The organism is Mycobacterium sp., from assembly GCF_050701515.1.
In the GTDB taxonomy this organism is placed as follows: Bacteria; Actinomycetota; Actinomycetes; order Mycobacteriales; family Mycobacteriaceae; genus Mycobacterium.
The window spans coordinates 1-17,037 of sequence record NZ_JBOGDB010000323.1; the positions used below are offsets into that span (position 1 = coordinate 1).

Sequence of the window (17,037 nt, forward strand, 5' to 3'; positions counted from 1 at the left end):
ACCACATGCTTGCCGGGCGCATCCGCGCCGGTGATCCACGACGTGCCGTTCACCACTCGAGGATCGACTAGATACCGAACACCGTTGTCCAGCAGAGCTTTCGGTCCGATATAGCCCTTCGCCAAGAACGGGTAGCGGGTGAAATCGTCGTCGTCGAGAAGCGCGTATTCGGCTGGGTCCAGCGCGGCGGCGAGCCGTTTCTCGTCGACCTCGCGGTCGCCCGGCACGCCCACCGCCAGTGGCTCCCAGTCGCCGCCGGGCTGACGGACCTTGAGCACCACGTTCTTCAGCGTGTCGCCGGCGTTGATGTCCCGGCCCAGGTCGGCCTGGTTGGCCCACTCGACCAGGGTGGCGATGGTCGGGGTGCCCGGTGTGTCGTACACCTTCGCCTCGGGCAGGCCCTCGATCGGCAGGGCCTCGGGCACCGCGGTGATCACCGCCTCGACATTGGCGGCGTAGCCCGATTGCAGGCAGCGCACGAAGGTGTCCTCACCGACCTCGCTTTCGGCCAGGAATTCCTCCGATGCGCTGCCACCCATCGCGCCGGAGACCGCCGAGACGATCACGTAGCGGACGCCCAGCCGGTCGAAGATGCGCTGGTAGGCCCCGCGATGGGCGTGGTAGGCGGCCTCCAGCCCGGCGTCGTCGACGTCGAAGGAGTACGAGTCCTTCATGACGAACTCCCGGCCCCGCAGGATGCCCGCCCGCGGCCTGGCCTCGTCGCGATACTTCGTCTGGATTTGGAACAGCAGCAGCGGGAAATCCTTGTAGGAGCTGTACTCCCCCTTGACCGTCATCGTGAAGAACTCTTCGTGGGTGGGCCCTAGCATGTAGTCGTTGTCGCGACGGTCCTTCAGCCGAAACACCCCGTCGCCGTACTCGGTCCACCGATTCGTCTTCTCGTATGGGGCCCGGGGCAGCAGCGCGGGAAACAGAATCTCCTGGCCGCCAATCGCGTTCATCTCGTCACGCACGATCCGTTCGACCTTGCGCAGCACCCGCAGTCCCAGCGGCAGCCAGCTGTACAGCCCGGGTCCGATCGGGCGGATGAAGCCGGCCCGGATCAGCAGCCTGTGGCTGGGGACCTCGGCATCGGCCGGATCGTCGCGCAGCGTGCGCAGAAACAGCTCGGACATGCGGGTGATCACAGCCCGCTAGCTTATCGGCGCCCTCGATCTTCGCGGATTCAGGCGACCTTGACGCGGAAGACCTCGGTGTCCTCGGACAACCCCTTGAGACGGTGCGTCCCCAGATCTTCGAAGACCAGCCCCGACCCCGCAGAAAGGTCGCGCACGGTCCGGCTGGTCAGCACCTCGCCCGCTCCGGCCATCGCGCCGATCCGGGCACCGACATGGACCGCCATTCCGCTCCACTCGTCGCCGCGTTTTTCGCACTCGCCGATGTGCACTCCTGCGCGAATGGGGATGCCGTGGGTGGCCAGCGCCGGTACCAGATCCAGGCCGCATCGGGCGGCCTTGGTGGGACCGTCGAACAGAGCGAACACCCCGTCGCCGGTGTGCTTGGCCCGCCGGCCGCCGAATCGTGACAGCAGCACATCGACCACCCGGTCGTGGTCGTCAAGCTGTCGGCGCCAGTGCTCGTCGCCCTGGGCGGCGAGCAGTTCCGTCGAGCCGACGATATCGGTGAACAGCACCGTGCTCAGTACTCGCTCGGCGGGCTTCGCATCCGCTTGCTGGCCAACGAATTCCAGCACCAGCTGAGGGATCAGGTCGACCAGGTCGATCGCGTAGTGCTCACCCGGCGGCAGCTCCCGTAGTTCGGCGTTCGGTATTCCCGCGGCGAGGGCCACTGCGGACTCGAAGGGGGCGATGCGGTCCCCTTTTCGCGCCAGCACCATGGTGGGAGTGCGGACGCCGCCGAGCACACCCCGGACGTCGATCTCGGCCACCGCCTGCCACATCATGCGTGCCATCATCGGGCTTGCGCATGCCCGCTGTTCCCTGCCGATCATCTCGCGGACCCCGGGTACGTCGGCGATCGGGCCGAAGAACAAGTCCGCCAAAGCGCCTTCGCCCCAGTTGTTCTCGATGTCTTCGAAGGTGGCGGCGATCTGCTCCGGGGTGAATCCGGATGGGAAATCAGGCAACTCCTGGGAGAAGCGCGCCACAGTGCCGTATAACACCAGGGAACGGACCCGATCCGGATACGTCGCGGCGAAGACGAGGCTCATCGGACCGCCCTCGGAAACGCCCAAGAGCGCCGGGTATTCGACCTCGGCGGCGTCGAGTACGGCCCGCAGGTCGTCCATCCGCTCGTCGATCGGCGGGACGTGGGTCACGGGGTCGGACAGCCCGGTGCCGCGCTTGTCCCAGACCACCAGCCGCACATGCTGACCGAGCCGCTCGGCCATGCCGGCGTATAAGGACGTCGGGTCGTCGTAGAGATCAACGTTGCTGACCCATCCGGGAACCAACACGACCGGGATGTCGCCGTCGCCCATCACCCGATAGGCCAGCCGAATGTCCCCGTTTCGTGCATATTTGACGTGACCTATGCTCACGCCGCCAGTGTGACACGCACACCACCGCCGCGAGCGGATATCTACAGCTCGCCTGCCTCCACGGCTTCGCGGGTGTGCTGGGCGGTCGCGATCTGGCGGGCGGAGAAACCGATGAACAGTGCCGCCCAGCCGACCAGCATCGCGAGCCCGGCGATCCACAGCAACGAATAGGTATAGCCGTGCCCGAGCGCGTCGAGCTGGCTGGGCGTCATGTCCTTCACCGGTCCCGTCGTGCCACCCAGGTAAAGCGTGCGAGACGTCTGCACCGCCTGGATCACTACCAGCACCAGCGGTCCACCGAGGTTGTAGACCATCAGCTGGATCGCCGACACCGGACCGATTTCGCGCGGTCCGACTTCGGCCACCGCGCAAAGCGGCAGGACCACCGAAATCACGCCAATTCCGAAGCCGCCCACCACGATAAGAACAACGAAGTCGGGAAAGTACGAGATCGTGCGATCCAACGTAGAGCCGTACAGCATCGCCGCAAGCACCAACACCCCACATCCGATGATCAACCATCGCGGGGCGATGTGCGGAGCGGCACGCGTCGCCAGAAGGGTGCCCAACCCGAACGCCCCCGCGAACGGCAGGAAAGCGATACCGGCCCGAAGCGCCGAGTACCCCATCACGTCCTGGACGTAGAGCCCGATGATCACAGTCGCGGTCAGCATCACACCGCCGGCCATGAACAGCGAGGCGAACGTCGCCACTCGGTTGCGATTGTCGAACACCGAGAACGGGATGATCGGGTGCTCTGCGGTTCGCTCGACGATCAGGAACGCGACGAAGAACACCACTGCCGCGACGCCTGCGCCGAAGACCCACGGGTCGACCCATCCGCGCGGCGGGCCCTGGGTGAACACCAGCACCGCCGATGTACAGGCCAGCGTGGCCAGCAGCGCGCCGGTGACGTCGAGTTTGAGTCGCTCATGGTGGGTTTCGGCGAGTCGGGTGACCGCAATCCAGACGATGACGATGCCGATCGGGATGTTGATCAGGAACGCCAGCCGCCAGGAGACGACCGTCAGTGCGCCGCCCAGCACCAGGCCCAGCACCGAACCGGACGCCTGCATGGCGGCCGACACCGCGAACGCCCGATTGCGGGCATGGCCGACGGCGTAGGTCGACGCGATCAACGCCAGCCCGGTCGGGGCCGCGACGGCCGCGCCGGTGCCCTGCACCCCGCGCGCGACGATCAGGGTGATGCCGTCGGTGGCCAGCCCGCACACCAGTGACGCGATCGTGAACACACCGACGCCGGAGATGAAGGCGCGTTTGTGCCCGATGGCGTCGCCGACGCGGCCGCCGAGCAGCAGCAGGCCGCCGAACGTCAGGACGTAGGCGGTGATGACCCAGCTCTTGCCGGCGTCGGACAGGCCCAGCTCGGCCTGCATGCGCGGCAGCGCGACGATGACGATGGTGCCGTCGAGCGTCGACATCAGCTGCATGCCGGTGATCGCGACGATCGCGATGCCCAGCACGTGCGTCGACAAGGGCTGTGGCGCGACGCGGTCCGTCGACCCGCCAGAACCAGCCGACGCAGACATGGCTTGCCAGCCTACCCAGAAGCGGTTTCGGCGTGATTAGTGGCGCTCAGCAATGGAAATCACGCCGAAATCGCTAGATGTCGCCGTGGTCGATCGCGTCCTTGACTTCCTGCGCGTGCGCGACCTGCTCGGCGGTGTAGCCGATGAACAACGCTGCGCCGCCGACGATCACCGCCACCGCGGCGACCCACAGCAGCCCGTAGGTGTAGCCCTGGTCCAGCGCGTGCAGCTGCGTGGAGTCCATGTACTTCACCGGGCCGGTGGTGCCGCCCAGATACAGGGTGCGCGAGGTAATGACGGCTTGGATCACCGCAAGCACGATTGGGCCGCCGAGATTCTGCAGCATCAGCGCGATCGCCGAGACCGGGCCGATCCGGTCGAAGCCCACACCGGCGATCGCCGACACCATAAGCGGCACGACGATCATGCCGATGCCGAAGCCGCCGACCGTGATCGGTAGCACCAGATTCGGGAAGTACGGGATCCCGCCGTTGAGCGTCGACCCGTAGATCATCGCCGCGAGCACCAGGATGCCGCCGGCGATCACCAGCACCCGCGGCGTGAAAAGGGAAACCAGCTGTGACGAAACCGCCAGGCCGATGCCGAGGGCGATGACGAACGGGATGAAGCCGATCCCGGCGCGTAATGCGCTGTAGCCCATGATGTCCTGGACATACAGGCCAATGGTGACCGTCAGGGTGAACATCACGCCCCCGGCCATGAAGATCGCGGCGAAGGTGGCAACGCGGTTGCGGTCGTGGAACAGGTCGAACGGCAGCACCGGGTTGTCGGCGGTGCGCTCGACGTACAGGAATGCGGCGAGGAAGACCGCCGCGGCGACACCCGAGCCGACGGTGACGGCCGACAGCCAGCCCTTCTCGGGGCCCATCGAGAACGCAAACACCGCCGCGGTGCAGCCCAAGGTGGCGAGGATCGCGCCGGTGGCGTCCAACTTCAACCGCTCGCGGTGCGTTTCCCGCAGCGTGGTGCGGGCCAGGTAGATCATCACCAGCCCGATCGGCACGTTGACCAGAAACGCCCACCGCCATGAGACTTCGGTCAGTGCGCCGCCGACGACCAGGCCCATCACCGACCCGATGCCGGTCATCGCGGCGAACACCGCGGTGGCGGCGTTGCGCGCCGGGCCCTTGGGGAACGTCGTCGCGATCAGCGCCAGCCCGGTGGGCGAGGCGATTGCCGCGCCGACGCCCTGCAGCAGCCGTGCGATGACGAGCGTGGTCTCGTCCCAGGCCACCCCACACAGGATCGAGGCGATGGTGAACAGAGCGACGCCGACGATGAAGGTGCGTTTGCGGCCGATGGTGTCGCCGAGCCGCCCGCCCAGCAGCATCAGGCCGCCGAAGGTCAACACGTACGCGGTGATCACCCAGCTGCGGCCCGCGTCGGACAGGTTCAGTTCGTCCTGAATCTTAGGAAGCGCGACGATCGCGACGGTGCTGTCCATCGTTGCCAGCAACTGCATGCCGCCGATCGCGATGACCGCGGCGAAGAAGCGTCGCGAGGGCAGCCAGTTCGGGTACCTGCCGGTTTTCTCCACCGCGGTGTGTTCCACCTGCGTCGGAAGAGAGCGGTTCGTGCCGCCTTCGGCGTCACGACGGATGGCGGCGCGCTCTGCATCGTTGAGAGCCGTCATAGCCGGTTACCTTACAGTAATCTTAAGAACCCTTTAACTGCCGAAGGCGGCGACCGGCCCGATAACGATGATCGCCGGAGGTCGGACACCATCGGATCGGATGCGGTCGGGCGCGTCGCTCAGCGTCGTTCGCAACGTCCGCTGCGCGGCCGTCGTGCCCTGCTGGACCACCAGCACCGGTGTATCCGCAGGTCGACCGCCATCGCGCAGCGCCTTGGCGAACAGCTCGATCCGCTCGACGGCCATCAGCAAAACGATCGTGCCCGACATCGCGGCCAGTGCATCCCAATTCACTAACGATTCGGGGTGCCCGGGCGCAACATGGCCGCTGACCACCACAAACTCGTGCGTGACCCCCCGATGAGTGACCGGAACACCCGCCAATGCAGGAACCGCTATGGCACTCGTCACACCGGGCACCACGGTGACCGGAATCCCGGCGTCCGCGCATGCGAGCACCTCTTCATAGCCACGCGCGAACACGAACGGGTCCCCGCCCTTGAGCCGCACCACGAACTTGCCCTCTTTGGCGCGTTCGATCAGCACCGAGTTGATCGCATCCTGCGCCATCGCGCGCCCGTAGGGGATCTTCGCCGCGTCGATCACCTCGACGTGCGGGGCCAGCTCGGCCAGCAGTTCCGGCGGCGCGAGCCGGTCGGCGACCACCACGTCGGCGTGGGCCAGCAGCCGCCGCCCGCGGACGGTGATGAGTTCCGGGTCGCCGGGTCCGCCGCCGACCAGGGCGACGCCGCCGTGGATGACGCCCGGCGTATCGGCGGCGATGAGCCCTTGCTGAAACGCCTCGTGGATCGCCGACCGGATCGCGGCTGAACGCCGGTGCTCACCGCCGGCCAGCACACCGACGGACAGGCCCTCGTAGTCGAATGTGGCCGGGGTGACCGCGGAGCCTTCCCGTGCCACATCGGCGCGCACACAGAAGATCTGGCGACGTTCGGCCTCGTCCACGACCGCCGCGTTCACGTCCGGATTGTCGGTGGCAGCGATGGCATACCAGGCGCCCTCGAGATCGCCATCGCGAAAGTTTCTCAGCGTCAACGTGATTCCACTCATCGCTTCGACCGCGGGCGTGGCCGACCGGGTGATGACGTGTACATCCGCGCCGGTGGCGACCAGCAGCGGAAGACGGCGCTGCGCGACGGTGCCGCCACCGACCACCACGACCTTCCTGCCGGCCAGTCTCAGGCCGACCAGGTAAGCGTTCTCGGTCACCCGGCGAGCTTAGAGGTTGCGGCGGCCGCCACGAAGCGGGTTATCGCATGTGGTCGGGCTGCGGGATGGGTATGCAGATAGCTGGCGTGCACACCGGCGTGCACGGCGCCATCGCGGACGGCGGCCACGTCCTCGCCGCGGAACACCCAGGCGGGTTGATAGCTGTCGGTGAATGTCACTGTGGTGCGGTGAAATTCGTGCCCGACGGTGCGCTCGCCCGCGGCATAGAGCGACGAGTCCGCCGGCGCAACGGCGTCTCGGTAGGCCAGGGTCAGCTTGTTGGTGAACCGAGCCGTGCCGGCCAGCACGCCGCACATCGGATACCCCTCCAGCTCGTCCACCAGGTAGCTGAGACCGGCGCATTCGGCGTGCACCGGCGCACCGTCGGCGGCCAGCGCGGCGATCTGCTGCCGAAGGCCGTCGTTGGCGGACAGCTCGGTGGTGAACTCTTCCGGGAATCCACCGGGCAGCACCAGCGCGGCGGTGCGCGGCGGCAACGGATCGGTCAACGGCTCGAATTCGACAACGTCGGCTCCGGCCGCCCGAAGCAGCTCGGAATGTTCGGCGTAGCAGAAGCTGAACGCCTTGCCGGCGGCGAGCGCGACCGTCACAGGTCGGGCAACGCGCTCCCCCACGGCCTCTTCGGCGCTCCAGGGCTCGTCGGTGACGTGTGCACCGGCGGCGGCGACCACGCCGGCCAGGTCCACGTGCTGAGCCACCAGTGCGGTCATCACGTCCACGGCGACACCGGCGTGACGGCCGTGCTCGACGGCGGTGATCAGGCCGAGATGCCTTGACGGAACGGCCAATTCGTCGGTTCGCGGCAGGGCACCGAGTACGGGTATTCCAGCGTGCTCACATGCCTGTCGCAGCACGTCGACGTGGCGCGGTGAGCCGACCCGGTTGAGCACCACCCCGGCGATCCGGATGGACTGGTCGAACGTCGAGAAACCGTGCAGCAACGCGGCCACGCTGTGACTCTGGCCGCGGGCGTCTACCACCAGGATCACCGGAGCGCCCAGCAACGCGGCGACGTGCGCGGTGGATCCCGCGGCCCGCCCCACCACGGTGCCGTCGATGCGTCCGTCGAACAGGCCCATCACACCCTCGATCACGGCGATGTCGGTACCGGCACTGCCATTTCGGTAGAGCGGCCCGATCCGCTCTTCGCCAACAAGCACCGGGTCCAGGTTGCGGCCTGGCCGGCCCGCAGCCAGCGCGTGATAGCCCGGGTCGATGAAGTCGGGACCCACCTTGAACGGCGCAACCCGATACCCGGCGCGCCGCAATGCCCCGATCAATCCCGTTGCCACCGTGGTCTTTCCGCTGCCCGACGCCGGCGCGGCAACGACCACCGCCGGAACGCCATTCATCCGATCCCCGGCCACCGTGCGTGTCTGCAGGCGACACGCCGGGCAACAACATCACTTTGCGCACGCTCGCGGCCGCCCCGCCCACAGCTGCTTCTTGAGCCGCGCACTAGCCGCAACTGCGAGCGTGCGCAGACTCGGCAATTTTGACGGCGTGTCGGCCGCATACACGCACGCTCGCGGTTGGGGGGAGGTGCCCCCAGCTCGCGAGGGTAGGCGGGAGTCACCACTCGATGCCCTTCTGGCCCTTGCGGCCGATGTCCATCGGGTGCTTGACCTTGGTCATCTCGGTGACCAAATCGGCGGCGTCCAGCAGCGGCTGCGGGGCGTCGCGGCCGGTGATCACGACATGCTGAGTTCCGGGTCGCGCTGCGAGGGTGGCGATCACGTCGTCGAGGTCCACCCACCCCCATTTCAGCGGATAGGTGAACTCGTCGAGCACGTAGAAGTCGTGGCGTTGCTGCGCGAGCCGCCGGCCGATCTCGGCCCACCCGTCCGCCGCAGCGGCCGCGTGGTCGACGTCGGTGCCGGCCTTGCGCGACCACGACCAGCCGGCGCCCATCTTGTGCCACTCGACGGGGCCCCCGACACCGTGCTCGTCGTGCAGGCGCCCGAGCTCATGAAACGCGGCCTCCTCGCCGACCTTCCACTTGGCGCTCTTGACGAACTGGAACACCGCGACGTCGAAGCCGTGATTCCACGCGCGCAACGCCATCCCGAACGCAGCGGTCGACTTGCCCTTGCCCGCGCCGGTGTGCACCGCCAGCAGCGGCGCATTGCGACGGGCACGGGTGGTAAGGCCGTCGTCGGGGACGGTGAGCGGACGGCCCTGCGGCATCGAACTCCTCCCCTACGCGGCTCTGCGGCCGGCCTGCTTCTTGACCATCTGTGTCAGGTCGTCGGCGCGCAGCTGCGCCAGCCGTACCGAGGGTGCCCCAAGGTGGCCGGCCAGCCGCTCGGCCAAACCCAGTCGGACATAAGATGTTTCGCAGTCCACCACCACCGCTGCCACGCCCTCGGCGACCAGCCGGGCGGCCGCGACCTGCGCACGGCCCAGCGGATCGGGTCCGCCGGTGGCCCGCCCGTCGGTGAGCACCACCACCAGGCTGCGCCGGGCGCGATCCCGGGCCTTCTCTCGCACCACGACATCGCGTGCCGTCAACAGGCCTTGCGCCAGAGGTGTTTTCCCGCCGGTATCGAAGCGCGCCAGCCTGCGCCCGGCGATGTGCACCGACGATGTAGGCGGCAGCAACACCGTGGCCTGCTGCTGCCGGAACGTGATCACGGCGACCTTGTCGCGGCGCTGATAGGCGTCCCGAAGCAGGGACAAGGTGGCGCCGCTGACCGCCGCCATCCGGTCGCGTGCGGCCATCGATCCCGACGCATCGACCACGAAGATCACCAGATTGCCTTCGCGGCCTTCACGAATCGCGCGGCGCACGTCGTCCGGTGCCGGGCGTGGACGTCCGGGCCGCTGCTGTCGTTGGGCCGCGGCAAGCAAGGTCGCGAACACGTGCACACCGTGGCCTTCGTCGGGTTCGGACGTCGACGACACGACGGTTCCGGTGCGGTTGCGGGCCCGCGACCGTCGCCCCGGTGCGCCCTCGCCCACCCCGGGCACCACCAGCGTTCGGGTGCGGAACACCCCCGATGGGGCCACGCTGGGCCGCGTCGCCGATGACGAATTGCCTTGCGGTGCAGCGCGATCATCCGCTGGCGCCGATTCACCGCCGCCTCCGGGTGGATCGGGTTCCGGATCCGGGTCATCCGCCGAATCCTGCGCCTGTGCCATCGCGTCGTCGAGCGCGTCCGGGTCAAGCCCGGGATCGTCGAACGGGTCCCGGCGACGACGATGCGGCAGGGCCAGCTCGGCGGCGACCCGGATGTCCTCCTCGGCGACGGTGTCCACCCCCCGCCAGGCGGCATGGGCGACCGCGGTGCGCGCGACCACCAGATCGGCACGCATGCCGTCGACGTCGAAGGCCGCGCACAGCGCCGCGATGCGCCGCAGCTCGGTGTCCGGCAGCTCCACCTCGCCGATCGATGCGCGGGCCGCGGCGATGCGGCGGGCCAGCTCGGCGTCTTGCGCGGCGTAGGACCGGGCGAACGCGACCGGGTCTGCCTCGTACGCCATCCGCTGGCGGATGACGTCTGCTCGCACCTCGACATCACGCGATGCGTGCACGTCGACGGTCAGGCCGAACCGATCCAGCAGCTGCGGACGAAGCTCACCCTCTTCGGGGTTCATCGTGCCGATGAGCACGAACCGGGCCTCGTGGCTGTGCGAAACGCCGTCGCGTTCGACGTGGACCCGACCCATGGCCGCGGCGTCGAGCAGCACGTCGACCAGGTGGTCGTGCAGCAGGTTGACCTCATCGACATACAGCACGCCGCCGTGCGCGCGGGCCAGCAGTCCCGGCGAGAACGCGTGCTCGCCGTCGCGCAGCACGCGCTGCAGGTCCAGCGAACCGACCACGCGGTCCTCTGTCGCCCCGATGGGCAGCTCGACCAAATGACCGGCGGCTCGGTCCGATGTCGCCGCCTCCGCGGCTCCGGCAGCCGCGAGCACATGCGCCAGGCCGCGGACGGCCGTCGACTTGGCGGTGCCCTTCTCGCCGCGGATCAGCACGCCGCCGATCTCGGGCCGCACCGCACACAGCACCAGCGCCAGCCGGAGCCGGTCGTGGCCGACGATGGCGCTGAACGGATAGATGGGCGTCACGGCTGCCCGCTTTCTGTACGGCCGCGCAGCATCGGCACGTGCGGAATCCCGTCGTCGAGAAACTCGTCGCCGTCGCGGACGAAGCCAAGGTGGATGTACATGTCTTCCAGGTAGGTCTGGGCGTTGATGCGGCAGGCGTAGTCTCCCACTTCGGCCAGCGCGGCTTGCAGCAGCCGGTTCGCGTGACCCTGCCCGCGCGCGGTGCGCTTGGTGCAGACCCGGCCGAGCCGGAACCCCTTCTCACCGCCGGAATGCTCCTCCATCAGCCGCAGCGTGCAGATGACCTCGCCGTCCGCCCCTTCCAGCCAGAAGTGACGGGTCTCGGCCAGCAGATCGCGGCCGTCGAGCTCCGGGTACGGGGTGGCCTGCTCGACGACGAACACCTCAACCCGCAGCTTGAGTAACTCATAGAGGGCGAGGGTGTCCAGATCCTTGGCCCAGGATCGATGCAGCGCGACGTTCATGCCACCCGTACCGGTACGGCGTCGGCGGCCCGGTCCAGCAGCAACACCTTGCTGCCCCACGACCACACCTCGTCGAATAACGCAGGCTCGTCGGACAACTTGGCGCCGAGTGACGGCACCATCTCCTTGAGCTTGGGCAGCCAGGATTGATAGCGCTCGCCGAAGCAGCGTTCCATCATGTCGAGCATGGCCGGCACCGCCGTTGACGCACCCGGCGAGGCACCGAGCAGGCCCGCAATGCTGCCGTCGGCGGCCGACACCATCGTCGTGCCGAACTCCAGCACGCCGCCCTTGTCCTTGGCCCGGCGGATCACCTGCACCCGCTGCCCCGCCACAACGAGTTCCCAGTCGGAAGCGACTGCGGCTGGCGCGAATTCACGCAGTTCCCGCATCCGGCCGGACTCCGACAAGACAACCCGGCCGATCAGGAACCTGAGCAGGTCGCTCCGGTTGCGCGCGACACCGAGTATCGACGGCAGGTTGTCGAGTTTCACCGAACCGGGCAGGTCGGTGAGATGGCCCTGCTTCAAGAACTTCGGTGACCATCCGGCGAACGGGCCGAACATCAACCACGGCTTGCCGTTGACGAAGCGCGTGTCGAGATGCGGGGCCGCCGTCTGAGCGGCACCGGGACGTGGCAGGCCGTACACCTTGGCCCGGTGCGCGCCGGTCAACTCGCGGTTGGCGGTGCGCAGGAACCTCCCGCCGATCGGAAAGCCACCGAGTCCCTTGGCCTCGCCGATGCCCGATTTCTGCAGCAGCGGCAACGCCCCGCCGCCTGCGCCGACAAACACGAACTTGGCGTTAAGCTTCCGCTTGTCCCCGGTGCGCCGGTTGACGATCTTGACCATCCAGCTGCCATCGGATTGCTTGGTCAGGTCGTGCGCCTCGTGGCCGAACAGTGTCGTCATGCCCCGCTCGGCCGCGTAGCCGACGAGCTGCCGCGACAGTGAGCCGAAGTCGATGTCGGTGCCCTCCGGCGCCCAGTCCAAAGCGACCGGCTCGGCGGAGTTCCGCCCGGCGGCCATCACCGGCAGCCGCCTGGCGAACTCGTCCTCATCGGCGATGAGCTCCAGCGAACCGAACAACGGGTTGCCGATTAGCGCGTCGTGCCTGCGCTTGAGGTAGTCGATGCCGGCGGCGCCGTATACGAAGCCGACGTGTGGGATGGGATTGAGGAAGCTGCGCACGTCGCGCAGCACGCCGTTTTCGACGGCGTAGGCCCAGAACTGACGGGAGATCTGGAACTGCTCGTTGACCCGTACCGCCTTGCCGATGTCGATCGAGCCGTCCGGCAGCCGCGGCGTGTAGTCCAGTTCACACAGGCCCGCGTGCCCGGTGCCCGCGTTGTTCCAGGGATCGCTGCTCTCGGCGGCCGCGCCGTCCAAGCGCTCGATCAGCGTCATCGACCAATCCGGTTGCACCAGTCGCAACAGCGCGGCCAGCGTGGCGCTCATGATCCCGGCGCCGACCAGCACGACGTCGGTCTTGGCGATGCTGGCTTGGCTCATTTCGGAGCCGGGTTGGGGCACGATCCCAGGCTATCCCGGCGCGGCTAAGGTAACTGGCGTGAGTGCCTGGGAGCCCGACGTGCTGCCCGGCTACTGGCAGCAGACCGTTCCCCTTGGCGTCGATCCCGATGGGGAGGGCGAGCTCGTCGCCACCCTGATTCGCAGCGATGAACACGAGACGCCGGCCCGCCATGCCGTGCTGCTGGTGCACGGATTCACCGACTACTTCTTCAACACCGAACTCGCCGAGCACTTCCGCACCCGCGGCTTCGCCTTCTACGCACTGGACCTGCACAAGTGCGGCCGCTCCTGGCGCAAGGGCCAAACCCCGCACTTCACCAACGACCTGGCCCGCTACGACGACGAGCTGGAGCGCGCGCTGGACATCATCGCCGCCGCCACCAACGGCGCGAAAGTACTCGTGTACGGCCACTCCGCGGGCGGTCTGATCGTGTCGCTGTGGCTGGACCGGTTGCAGCGCCGCGGCGCCACCGCGGGCAAGCACGTCGCCGGCCTGGTGCTCAACAGCCCGTTCCTGGACCTGCAGGGTCCGGCGGTGCTGCGGACGGTGGGCACGGCTGCGATCGCCGCGTTGTCACGATGCCGCAAGAAGCTGGTGGCCCGTGGACCGACCGAGGGCGGTTACGGCACCACGCTGCACCGCGACTACGCCGGCGAGTTCGACTACAACCTGCAGTGGAAGCCGATCGGCGGCTTCCCGGTCACATTCGGCTGGATCAACGCGATCCGGCGTGGGCAGGGCAGGCTGCACCGCGGGCTGGACGTGGGTGCGCCGAATCTGATCCTGCGATCGGACCGCAGTGTGCGTGAAGTCAGCGACCCCGAGAAAGTTGAAACCATTCAGCGCGGCGATGCCGTGCTGGACGTCAAGCAGATCGCCCGGTGGGCCGGCTGTATCGGCAACCGCACCACGATCGTGCCCATCGCCGACGCCAAGCACGACGTGTTCTTGTCGCTGGCCGAGCCACGCCAGGCCGCCTACCACGAACTCGGCCGGTGGCTGGATTGGTATTTGGCCGAAACATCAGATGCCGCAAATCAGTCGGAGCGAGGATGACCGACATGGCCCATTTCGACATAGCGATCATCGGCACCGGTTCAGGCAACAGCATCCTGGATGAGCGCTATGCCGACAAGCGGATCGCGATCTGCGAGCAGAACATCTTCGGCGGCACCTGCCTCAACGTCGGCTGCATACCGACCAAGATGTTCGTCTATGCCGCCGGGGTGGCCCAAAGCGTCAGAGAGTCAGCACGATACGGTGTCGACGCCCATGTCGACGGGGTCAGATGGAGCGACATCGTCTCCCGGGTGTTCGGCCGCATCGATCCCCTCGCACTGGGCGGCGAGAACTACCGACGAGCGTCGCCGAACGTCGAGGTGTTCTCCGGCCACACGCGCTTCGGCCGGCCGAAGCCGGACGGCCGATATGCATTCCGCACCGACGACGGCGACGAGTTCACGGCCGACCAGGTGGTGATCGCTGCTGGTTCGCGTGCTGTGGTTCCCGAAGCCATCGCCGAATGCGGTGTGTCCTACCACACCAGCGACACGATCATGCGGATCGCCGACGTGCCTGAGCATCTCGTGATCGTCGGTGGCGGCTACGTCGCCGCCGAATTCGCGCACATCTTCGATTCGCTCGGCAGTCGGGTGACGTTGTTGATCCGCGGGAGCACGCTGTTGCGCGGGCACGACGACGACATCACCATGCGCTTCACCGACATCGCCGCCAAGAAATGGAAGATCCGCGACCACCGCGAGATGATCGACGCGCGACAGGTCGGCAATGGTGTCGAGATACGTTGCGACGACGGCTCAACATTGCGCGGCGATACTCTGCTGGTGGCGACCGGCCGGGTTCCCAACGGTGACCTCCTCGACGCCGAACAGGCCGGCATCAAGGTCGGGGCACGAGGCCAGGTTGTCGTCGACGAATTTCAACGCACCTCCGCCCGTGGGGTGTTCGCGCTCGGCGACGTGTCGTCGGACTATCAGCTCAAGCACGTCGCCAACCACGAAGCCCGCGTCGTGCGGCACAACCTGTTGGAGGACTGGGACGACACCGATGCGCTGATGCCGTCCGATCACCGTTATGTGCCATCTGCAGTGTTCACCGATCCGCAGATCGCGAGCGTGGGGCTCACCGAGAATCAAGCGCGGGCAAAGGGATTCAAGGTCAAGGTGAAGATCCAGGATTACAGCGACGTCGCGTATGGGTGGGCGATGGAGGACACCACAGGAATCGCGAAGATCGTCGTCGACGAGGACACCGGGCTGATTCTCGGCGCGCACATCATGGGCCATCAGGCCTCATCCTTGATTCAACCGGTCGTCCAGGCGATGAGTTTCGACCTGCCCGCGCAGGACATGGCGCGCGGCCAGTACTGGATCCACCCCGCGCTGCCCGAGGTCATCGAGAATGCCTTGTTGGCGCTGTGCGGCGAGCCACCGTGGCCGCCCTCGCGCCGGCACTGATCTCACTCGACCGTTGGGGCCCAGCGTTTCTCAACCTGCCCGAAGTGCCAGACCGCCAGCGCAATCAGCCAGGCCGCGAGGAACAACCCGACGATCATGAACCCGACGAACCCGAGATTCGCCGATCCGATCGCGGCCAGCAGACCCGACTCGATGCCGAGGCGGTCGGCCAGCAGGCCGGCGAGCACGATGACGCCGATGACGAGGGCGACGACCACCGACAGCACCGTCACGGTGAGGTTGTAGTACACCTTGCGGACCGGCTGGAGGAACGCCCAGCCGTAGGCCCGCGACATGAGAATGCCGTCGAGCGCGTCGAACAGGCTCATCCCGGCCGCGAACAGCACGGGCAGCACCAGGATGGCGTACCACGGCATGGTGAACGCCGCCGTGCCTGCGGCCAGCACCAGCAGCGCCACCTGCGTGGCCGTGTCGAAACCCAGGCCCATCAGCAGCCCGACCGGATAGAGGTGCCAGGGCTTGCTCACCCGGCGCATGAGTCGGGCGAAAAGTCGGGCCAGAAACCCGCGGTTCTCGAGCTGCCGTCCGAGTTCGGCCTCGTCGAAGTCGCCGCTGCGCATCCGGCGGAGCACCTTGGCGATGCCCACCGCGGCGAACAGGTTCGTCAGCCCGATCAAGATCAGGAAGGTACCCGCGACGAGGGAGCCGACCAGCCCCAGTGTCTGCAACAGCGGTGAGCCCTCGTCCTGCACCGGTCCCGCCACCGCGCGCACGCCGAGCGCCAGCAGGAACGCCAGCCCGAACACGACGCTGGAATGACCCAGCGAGAACCAGAAACCGGCGGACGACGAGCGGGTACCCTCGCCGACCAACTTGCGCGTGGTGTTGTCGATTACGGCGATGTGGTCGGCGTCGAAGGCGTGCCGCACTCCGAGCAGGTAGGCGGTGACGCCCAGTCCAACGCCGAATACGCCTGCCGATCCCAGCGTGATGTGCTGCGGCGCCACCCCGAACACCAGGACTCCCCATCCAAAGAGGTGGAGCGCCAGGACGACGCCGCCCATCGCGGCGATCGTCGTCCAATCGGTTCGATCGAGTCCCGTGGAAACGGTCGCTTCGGGCTGCTCGACGACGCTCATGCCCTCGACCCTATGCCCGCACCGGCTCACCTGTCTAGATGAACAGATGTTCAGGTGTGCCGTTTCGCCGCAGGCCAGCGAATCGTTTCAGCCGTGCTGAGCGCCGATCCGGTGCAGCAGATCGTGCACGATCTCGTCCTCGAGTCGGTAACTGACCTCTCGGCCGGTTCGGGTGGAACTGACCCAGCCCTGCTGCCGGAGTACCCGAAGTGCTTGCGAAACCGCGTTTTCCGAGCGCCTCAGCGCGGCGGCCAAATCCCCGACACAGATGCCCGGTGCCCGGTGCAGACACAGCAGGATCTCCAGCCGGTTGGGATCGGACAGCAGATCAAAGCGCAGCGTCCAGCCCGAGGTGTCGACGTCGGCCAGCGCCGATGACGCACGCTCGACCTGGAGCCGCTTCTCGGGCTTGTCCA

At 67.5% G+C, this 17,037-nt stretch carries 14 protein-coding genes; 2 read left to right on the plus strand and 12 right to left on the minus strand.

Going from position 1 to position 17,037, the window contains the following annotated elements; all coding sequences use genetic code 11:
- From proS to mqo, 10 genes are all read right to left on the minus strand, one after another.
- Window positions 1-1,148: proline--tRNA ligase (gene proS, locus ACRDU5_RS23095; RefSeq protein WP_526617316.1), on the minus strand; the 1,148-nt coding region annotated here is incomplete at its 3' end.
- A gap of 38 nt (window positions 1,149-1,186) precedes the next feature.
- Window positions 1,187-2,521 (minus strand): adenylate/guanylate cyclase domain-containing protein, encoded by a 1,335-nt coding sequence (locus ACRDU5_RS23100; RefSeq protein WP_526617317.1) that lies wholly within the window; start codon window positions 2,519-2,521, stop codon window positions 1,187-1,189.
- Window positions 2,522-2,562: 41 nt separating this feature from the next.
- Window positions 2,563-4,071 (minus strand): MFS transporter, encoded by a 1,509-nt coding sequence (locus ACRDU5_RS23105; RefSeq protein ID WP_526617318.1) that lies wholly within the window; start codon window positions 4,069-4,071, stop codon window positions 2,563-2,565.
- A 73-nt stretch (window positions 4,072-4,144) separates the two neighbouring features.
- Window positions 4,145-5,725, minus strand: a complete 1,581-nt coding sequence (locus tag ACRDU5_RS23110; protein WP_526617319.1) for an MFS transporter — start codon at window positions 5,723-5,725, stop codon at window positions 4,145-4,147.
- 33 nt (window positions 5,726-5,758) lie between these two features.
- Complete coding sequence (gene cobA / locus ACRDU5_RS23115) at window positions 5,759-6,955, minus strand: uroporphyrinogen-III C-methyltransferase (protein ID WP_526617320.1); 1,197 nt, start codon at window positions 6,953-6,955, stop codon at window positions 5,759-5,761.
- Window positions 6,952-8,328 carry a cobyrinic acid a,c-diamide synthase CobB gene (locus tag ACRDU5_RS23120; RefSeq protein WP_526617321.1) on the minus strand — a complete coding sequence of 459 codons (1,377 nt, stop codon included), beginning with the start codon at window positions 8,326-8,328 and terminating at the stop codon, window positions 6,952-6,954. Before ACRDU5_RS23120 ends, cobA begins: the two co-directional genes overlap by 4 nt.
- A 220-nt stretch (window positions 8,329-8,548) precedes the next feature.
- Window positions 8,549-9,163 (minus strand): cob(I)yrinic acid a,c-diamide adenosyltransferase, encoded by a 615-nt coding sequence (gene cobO, locus ACRDU5_RS23125; RefSeq protein ID WP_526617322.1) that lies wholly within the window; start codon window positions 9,161-9,163, stop codon window positions 8,549-8,551.
- A 12-nt stretch (window positions 9,164-9,175) separates the two neighbouring features.
- Window positions 9,176-11,038, minus strand: coding sequence for a magnesium chelatase subunit D family protein (locus ACRDU5_RS23130; protein WP_526617327.1), 1,863 nt, complete (start codon window positions 11,036-11,038; stop codon window positions 9,176-9,178).
- A gap of 5 nt (window positions 11,039-11,043) precedes the next feature.
- Window positions 11,044-11,511, minus strand: a complete 468-nt coding sequence (locus tag ACRDU5_RS23135; RefSeq protein ID WP_526617323.1) for a GNAT family N-acetyltransferase — start codon at window positions 11,509-11,511, stop codon at window positions 11,044-11,046.
- Window positions 11,508-13,022 (minus strand): malate dehydrogenase (quinone), encoded by a 1,515-nt coding sequence (mqo, locus tag ACRDU5_RS23140; RefSeq protein WP_526617328.1) that lies wholly within the window; start codon window positions 13,020-13,022, stop codon window positions 11,508-11,510. Before mqo ends, ACRDU5_RS23135 begins: the two co-directional genes overlap by 4 nt.
- Before the next feature lie 58 nt (window positions 13,023-13,080).
- On the opposite strand from mqo, the gene ACRDU5_RS23145 reads away from it, so the two are divergent.
- Window positions 13,081-14,100, plus strand: a complete 1,020-nt coding sequence (locus ACRDU5_RS23145; RefSeq protein WP_526617324.1) for an alpha/beta hydrolase — start codon at window positions 13,081-13,083, stop codon at window positions 14,098-14,100.
- Between the two features lie 5 nt (window positions 14,101-14,105).
- Window positions 14,106-15,521: a mycothione reductase gene (gene mtr / locus ACRDU5_RS23150; RefSeq protein ID WP_526617329.1), complete on the plus strand. Its 1,416-nt coding sequence runs from the start codon at window positions 14,106-14,108 to the stop codon at window positions 15,519-15,521.
- A 2-nt stretch (window positions 15,522-15,523) separates the two neighbouring features.
- On the opposite strand, the gene nicT is transcribed toward mtr, so the two are convergent.
- Window positions 15,524-16,621, minus strand: coding sequence for a Nickel transporter NicT (nicT, locus tag ACRDU5_RS23155; protein ID WP_526617325.1), 1,098 nt, complete (start codon window positions 16,619-16,621; stop codon window positions 15,524-15,526).
- Between the two features lie 87 nt (window positions 16,622-16,708).
- Window positions 16,709-17,037, minus strand: a 329-nt coding sequence (locus ACRDU5_RS23160; protein ID WP_526617326.1) for an ArsR/SmtB family transcription factor, incomplete at its 5' end; no start/stop codon positions are given.